Origin of the sequence: Streptomyces sp. NPDC059649, assembly GCF_042734445.1 — a bacterium.
GTDB lineage: Bacteria > Actinomycetota > Actinomycetes > Streptomycetales > Streptomycetaceae > Streptomyces.
This window is the reverse complement of sequence record NZ_JBHWDV010000042.1, coordinates 66568-72681: the sequence shown is the minus strand read 5'-3', so window position 1 is coordinate 72681 and position 6114 is coordinate 66568. Positions and strand designations below refer to the sequence as shown.

Sequence of the window (6114 nt, the reverse complement as noted above, 5' to 3'; positions counted from 1 at the left end):
GTTCGTGGACGTAAAGCGAAGCAGTCCACGAACAAGGCCCCGGAGGACCGTCACCGCACCCCACAACACCCAGCCCGCCGCAGGCGCAACGGCGAACAACACCCACGGCGGGACAGACAGGTACGTGCGGGGGCGCCGCCAAGCGCGCAACGGCGAGAAACCACCGCGGCGGGACAGACATGTACGTACGGCGCGCCGCAAAGCGCAGCGGAACGGCGAGAAACCCCCACGGCGGGACGGCCAAGTACGTGGGAAGGCTCCCAGGCTCACAGGCTCACCCAAGCGCTGAGGAACGACGAGCCCGGAACAAGAAGTCCGCCACCCGGGCCCGGTCCGGTTCGGGTGGGAGGGGGGAACCGGACACCGCCGCGTCGGCCTCCTCGGACAGGCGGGCCATCCGGCGTTCGACCGCCTCCCAGGACACCTCGCCCCGCCGGACCGCCAGCAGTTCGGTGCGGTCGTCGCCGACGTCCAGCGTGAGGACGCCCGTACGCAGCAGATCGCGGGCGCTCGCCAGCAGGCGCAGCAGATGCATGGCGTGCTTCCAGCGGGGCGCCCCGTGCCGCCGTAGATCCGCTCGTAGCTGCTTGAGCTGCCCGGTGGCGTAGCCCGTGAACGTGCGGTGGACCTGGCGGGAGAGGAACGCCGCGCGCAGGGACAGCAGTTCGCGGCCGGTGGCGTCGATGCGTTCCACGAAGGGGGAGTGCAGGCACTCCAGGGCGGTGGGGTTGGCCCGCAGCGCCAGTTGGCAGAAGCGTTCCAGCTCCCAGGAGAACTCCTCCTCGCGCGGCCCCTCCACATGGGTCGGCGGCTTCTCGAAGCCCCAGAAGAGGCGGGTGGGCGCGAGATACACCCCGCGCCGGTCGGTGTCACTGCTTTCGGTCGCCAGCCCGAAGGCCCGCGAGCCCATCACACAGGCGTAGACGGTGTGCTCGGTGACCAGGGAGTGGTCTGCGGCGGCTGCGGACATGGCGGCGATTGTCGCTGGTGGGAGGGGGAATGTCACCAGGTTTGCGGCGGGTGGCCGGGCCCGGGCCGGTGCGTTCCGGCCGGTCCGGCCGGGGCCGGGCGGGCGGACGGCCGTCGGGTACGGAATGTCGGTGCGGCTGGTTACGCTGAGCAGTGCGCGCACGGTGCGTGACGCGCTCGAGGACGCAGGGGAGCAGTGACGTGGCGGTACGAGCGGTCCGGGGGGCCGTCCAGCTGGAGCGGGACGACGCGGAGCACATGCAGGAGCAGGTCGGTGAGCTGCTCACCGCGATCCTGGAGCGCAACGGACTGCTCGCGGACGACCTGATCAGCGTGTGGTTCACGGCCACCCCGGACCTGCACAGCGACTTCCCGGCCGCCGCGGCGCGCGCCCTCGGCATCACGGACGTCCCGCTGATCTGCGCCCAGGAGCTGGATGTCGACGGCGCCATGGAGCGCGTGGTGCGGGTGCTCGCCCATGTGGAGACCGGGCTGTCGAAGGCCGGGATCGCCCATGTCTACCTCGGCGCCGCCGGGGCGCTGCGAAAGGACATCGCGCAGTGAGGACCGCACTCGTCATCGGAACCGGCCTGATCGGCACCTCGGCCGCGCTCGCCCTCGGCGCCCGCGGCGTGCAGGTCTACCTGGAGGACCACGACCAGGCCCAGGCCCTGACCGCCGCCGCGCTCGGCGCCGGTACCGCCGAGCCGCCCCCGGGGCCGGTCGACCTGGCCGTGGTGGCCGTGCCGCCGGCCCATGTCGCGTCGGCGCTCGCCGGTGCCATCCGGCGCGGGGTGGCCCGCGGGTACATCGACGTGGCCAGCGTCAAGGGCGGCCCGCGCCGTGAGCTGGAGGCGATGGGCTGCGACCTGAGTGCCTACCTGGGCACGCACCCGATGGCCGGCAAGGAGCGCTCGGGTCCGCTGGCCGCCACCGCCGACCTCTTCGAGGGCCGCCCCTGGGTGCTCACCCCGGCGCCCGGCGGCGACACCGAGGTGCTCAACCTCGCCCTGGAGCTGGTCGCCCTCTGCCGGGCCGTCCCGGTCGTGATGGACGCGGACGCCCATGACCGCGCCGTCGCCCTGGTCTCGCACACCCCCCAGCTGCTCTCCAGCCTGGTCGCCGCCCGCCTCAAGGGCGCCGACGAGACCGCCGTCCGGCTCTGCGGCCAGGGCATCCGGGACGTGACCCGGATCGCGGCCTCCGACCCGGCGATGTGGATCGACATCCTGTCCGCCAACCCCGGCCCGGTCGCGGACGTGCTCGCCGAGATCGCGGCCGACCTGGACGAGACCGTCCGGTCCCTGCGTTCCCTGGAGTCCGCCGACGAGGAGAAGCGAGGCGGCGGGGCCAGCGGCATCGAGGACGTCCTGCGGCGTGGCAACGCCGGCCGCGAGCGGGTCCCCGGCAAGCACGGCGCCGCCCCGGCCGCGTACGAGATCGTCGCCGTGTACATCGGCGACCAGCCCGGCGAGCTGGCCCGGATCTTCGCCGACGCCGGCCGCGCCGGGGTCAACATCGAGGACGTCCGGATCGAGCACGCCACCGGTCAGCAGGCCGGTTTCATCCAGCTGATGGTCGAGCCGAAGGCGGTTCCGGTGCTGACCGCGGAGCTGCGGGAGCGGGGCTGGTCCATCCGGCAGTGACCTCCCGGTCCCGCCCGGCCGGCACGCGGTGGACGGCGCCGTCCGGGTGAGCCAGTAACCTTGGGCGGGGCCCTCATGGCCCCTGGACCCCGCCCCGTGTACCAGAAAGGTGTTCGTCACCGTGGAAACCGCCGCCCGGACCGCCCCGGCTGCAGTGATTGTCGCCATCGACGGCCCCGCTGGCACGGGCAAGTCCAGCACGTCCAAGGCCGTCGCCGCCAAGCTGGGCCTCGGCTACCTCGACACCGGCGCCCAGTACCGCGCGATCACGTGGTGGATGCTGAACAACGGCATCGACGTGAACGACGCCACAGCGGTGGCCGACGCCGCCGCCAAGCCCGTGATCGTCTCCGGTACGGACCCGGCCGCACCGACCATCACCGTCGACGGCCTGGACGCCGCGGCCCCGATCCGCACCCAGGCGGTCACCGCCGCGGTCAGCGCCGTCAGCGCGGTCCCGGAGGTGCGGGCCCTGATCACCGACCTGCAGCGCTCCATCGCCGCCGCGGCCCCGAACGGCATCGTCGTCGAGGGCCGGGACATCGGCAGCACGGTCCTGCCCGACGCCGACCTCAAGGTCTTCCTCACCGCCTCGCCCGAGGCGCGGGCGGCCCGCCGCAGCGGCGAGCTCAAGGGAAAGGAGGCCACCGACCTGGCCGCCACCCGCGAGGCGCTGATCAAGCGGGACACCGCCGACTCCTCCCGTAAGACCTCGCCGCTGGCCAAGGCGGACGACGCGGTCGAGGTGGACACCACCGAGCTCACCCTCGACCAGGTCATCGAGTGCGTGGTCACCCTCATCGAGGGCGCCAGCGCCGAAAAGGCGGGACTCGCCCGGTGACCGACACGGGGGCACCGAGCGCCACCGCCGCCGGGACCGGGCAGGCGTCCGGCGTCCCGAGCGCCGGCGGTGCCGCGGTCGGCCGGCGGATCGGCATCGGGCTGATGTACGGCCTGTGGCGGCCCCGGGTGCTGGGCGCCTGGCGGGTGCCGTCCACCGGCCCGGTGATCCTCGCCGTCAACCACTCGCACGGCATCGACGGCCCGATGCTGATGGGCACCGCGCCGCGGCCGGTGCACTTCCTGATCAAGAAGGAAGCCTTCGTCGGCCCGCTGGACCCGTTCCTGCGGGGCATCGGACAGCTGAAGGTGGACCGCAGCACCGCCGACCGCAAGGCGATCACCGACGCGCTCGCGGTGCTGGCGCACGGCGGGGTGCTCGGGATCTTCCCGGAGGGCACCCGCGGCGCGGGCGACTTCGCGTCCCTGCGGGCCGGCCTGGCGTACTTCGCGGTGCGCTCCGGCGCCCCCGTCGTGCCGGTGGCGGTGCTCGGCGGCGCGGACCGCCGCAGCCGGCTGACATCGGCCGTACCGCCGCTGCGCAGCCGCGTCGACGTCGTCTTCGGCGACGCCTTCGAGGCGGGCGACGGCAGCGGTCGGCGCACCCGTAAGGCGCTCGACGAGGCGACCGTACGGATCCAGGAGCGGCTGACCGCCCACCTGGCAGCGGCCAGGCGCCTGACCGGGCGCTGACCGAAACTTGAGTAGTGGGCCGCGGACGAGCGGTCCACCGATCACGATGATGAACGAGGAACGGACTTCATGAACGACCAGATCCCCACCGGCGACGAGCACGGTGCGCTTGGCGACGCCGAGTACGCGGAGTTCATGGAGCTCGCCGCGCAGGAGGGCTTCGACCTGGAGGAGGTCGAGGGCGACATCGCCGCGGCCGGCCACGGCCCGCTGCCCGTCCTCGCCGTCATCGGCCGCCCCAATGTCGGTAAGTCGACTCTGGTGAACCGCATCATCGGCCGCCGTGAGGCGGTCGTCGAGGACAAGCCGGGCGTCACCCGCGACCGGGTCACCTACGAGGCGGACTGGAACGGCCGCCGCTTCAAGGTCGTCGACACCGGCGGCTGGGAGCAGGACGTGCTCGGCATCGACGCGTCCGTGGCGCTGCAGGCCGAGTTCGCGATCGAGGCCGCCGACGCGGTGGTCTTCGTCGTCGACGCCAAGGTCGGCGCGACCGACACCGACGAGGCCGTCGTCAAGCTGCTGCGCCGCGCCGGCAAGCCCGTCGTGCTGGTCGCCAACAAGGTCGACGGCCCCTCCGGCGAGGCCGACGCGGCCATGCTGTGGTCGCTGGGCCTCGGCGAGCCGCACCCGGTCTCCGCGCTGCACGGCCGGGGCACCGGCGACATGCTCGACGCGGCGCTGGAGGCGCTGCCCGAGGCGCCCGCGCAGACCTTCGGCCAGACCGTCGGCGGCCCCCGCCGGGTCGCACTGATCGGCCGTCCGAACGTCGGCAAGTCCTCGCTGCTGAACAAGGTCGCCGGCGAGGAGCGGGTGGTCGTCAACGAACTGGCCGGCACCACCCGCGACCCGGTCGACGAGCTGATCCAACTCGGCGGCAAGACCTGGAAGTTCGTGGACACCGCCGGTATCCGCCGCCGGGTGCACCTCCAGGAGGGCGCGGACTACTACGCCTCGCTGCGCACCGCGGCGGCCGTGGAGAAGGCCGAGGTCGCGGTCGTCCTGATCGACGCGGGCGAGTCCATCAGCGTCCAGGACCAGCGGATCATCACGATGGCCGTGGAGGCGGGCCGGGCCCTGGTCATCGCCTACAACAAGTGGGACAACCTCGACGAGGAGCGCCGCTTCTACCTGGAGCGGGAGATCGAGCGGGACCTCGTCCAGGTCCCGTGGGCGATGCGGGTGAACGTCTCCGCGCGCACCGGCCGCCACATGGAGAAGCTGGTCCCGGCCATCGAGACCGCGCTGGCCGGCTGGGAGACCCGTATCCCCACCGGGCGGCTGAACGCCTTCCTCGGCGAGATCGTCGCCTCCCACCCGCACCCGATCCGCGGCGGCAAGCAGCCCCGCATCCTCTTCGGCACCCAGGCCGGCACCAAGCCGCCCCGCTTCGTCCTCTTCGCCTCCGGCTTCCTGGAGGCCGGCTACCGCCGCTTCATCGAGCGTCGCCTGCGTGAGGAGTTCGGCTTCGAGGGCACTCCGATCCACATTTCGGTGCGGGTCCGCGAGAAGCGCGGCAGCAAGAAGAAGTAGCGGCGTTTGCGGGCGTCCCGGGGCTCAGGCGTTGTGGGGGCGGGCGTCCCGGGGGCTCGGGGGGAGGGCGGGGAGGTGGCCGCGGGGGTGGTACGGCTGGCGGCCGACGACCTCCCAGTGGCCCGTGGACGCCGTCGTACGGGCCCAACTCCCCGTGCCGCGCAGCACTTCCGCGGTCTCCGGCTCGTCCGTGCGGTCCCCGGGCAGCGCCCGGAAGGAGCGGCGGTACTCGGCGTACAACGCGTCGTAGATCGGCGTGGTGGAACCACGGTCGGTCGGGCGCGTCGTCCCGTGTTCCTGCGACGGGCGCATGCCGGGGATCGGGTGGGTGTACGGGGCGCGGGCGGAGGGGTCGTATGCGTGCACGTATGTGCCAACGACCCCGATGGCCGCGGGATGCGGCCGTGTGCGGAAATGGCTGATCGCGGGGGCA

At 73.1% G+C, this 6114-nt stretch carries 7 protein-coding genes; 5 read left to right on the top strand and 2 right to left on the bottom strand.

The genetic code is table 11. The annotated features are described in order from the left end of the window. Positions 1-274: 274 nt before the first annotated feature. Positions 275-970: a DNA polymerase beta superfamily protein gene (locus ACFV1J_RS31515; protein WP_385863782.1), complete on the bottom strand. Its 696-nt coding sequence runs from the start codon at positions 968-970 to the stop codon at positions 275-277. 200 nt (positions 971-1170) lie between these two features. On the opposite strand from ACFV1J_RS31515, the gene aroH reads away from it, so the two are divergent. From aroH to der, 5 genes are all read left to right on the top strand, one after another. Beyond that, entirely contained in the window at positions 1171-1533 is a 363-nt protein-coding gene (gene aroH / locus ACFV1J_RS31510) for a chorismate mutase (protein WP_385863780.1), read from the top strand. Next, positions 1530-2615: a prephenate dehydrogenase gene (locus ACFV1J_RS31505; protein WP_385863778.1), complete on the top strand. Its 1086-nt coding sequence runs from the start codon at positions 1530-1532 to the stop codon at positions 2613-2615. Before aroH ends, ACFV1J_RS31505 begins: the two co-directional genes overlap by 4 nt. 121 nt (positions 2616-2736) lie before the next feature. Next, positions 2737-3456 (top strand): (d)CMP kinase, encoded by a 720-nt coding sequence (gene cmk / locus ACFV1J_RS31500; protein WP_385863776.1) that lies wholly within the window; start codon positions 2737-2739, stop codon positions 3454-3456. 104 nt (positions 3457-3560) lie between these two features. Further along, positions 3561-4148 carry a lysophospholipid acyltransferase family protein gene (locus ACFV1J_RS31495; protein ID WP_385863784.1) on the top strand — a complete coding sequence of 196 codons (588 nt, stop codon included), beginning with the start codon at positions 3561-3563 and terminating at the stop codon, positions 4146-4148. Between the two features lie 69 nt (positions 4149-4217). Further along, positions 4218-5681: a ribosome biogenesis GTPase Der gene (der, locus tag ACFV1J_RS31490; protein ID WP_385863774.1), complete on the top strand. Its 1464-nt coding sequence runs from the start codon at positions 4218-4220 to the stop codon at positions 5679-5681. 24 nt (positions 5682-5705) lie between these two features. Here the strand turns inward: der and ACFV1J_RS31485 are convergent, their stop codons facing one another. Continuing rightward, positions 5706-6047 carry a hypothetical protein gene (locus ACFV1J_RS31485; protein WP_385863773.1) on the bottom strand — a complete coding sequence of 114 codons (342 nt, stop codon included), beginning with the start codon at positions 6045-6047 and terminating at the stop codon, positions 5706-5708. Positions 6048-6114: the final 67 nt, after the last annotated feature.

Coding starts and splice junctions, on each gene's coding strand:
- der (WP_385863774.1), top strand. CDS start 4,218: ATGAACGACCAGATCCCCACCGGCGACGAGCACGGTGCGCTTGGCGAC.
- ACFV1J_RS31515 (WP_385863782.1), bottom strand. CDS start 970: ATGTCCGCAGCCGCCGCAGACCACTCCCTGGTCACCGAGCACACCGTC.
- ACFV1J_RS31495 (WP_385863784.1), top strand. CDS start 3,561: ATGTACGGCCTGTGGCGGCCCCGGGTGCTGGGCGCCTGGCGGGTGCCG.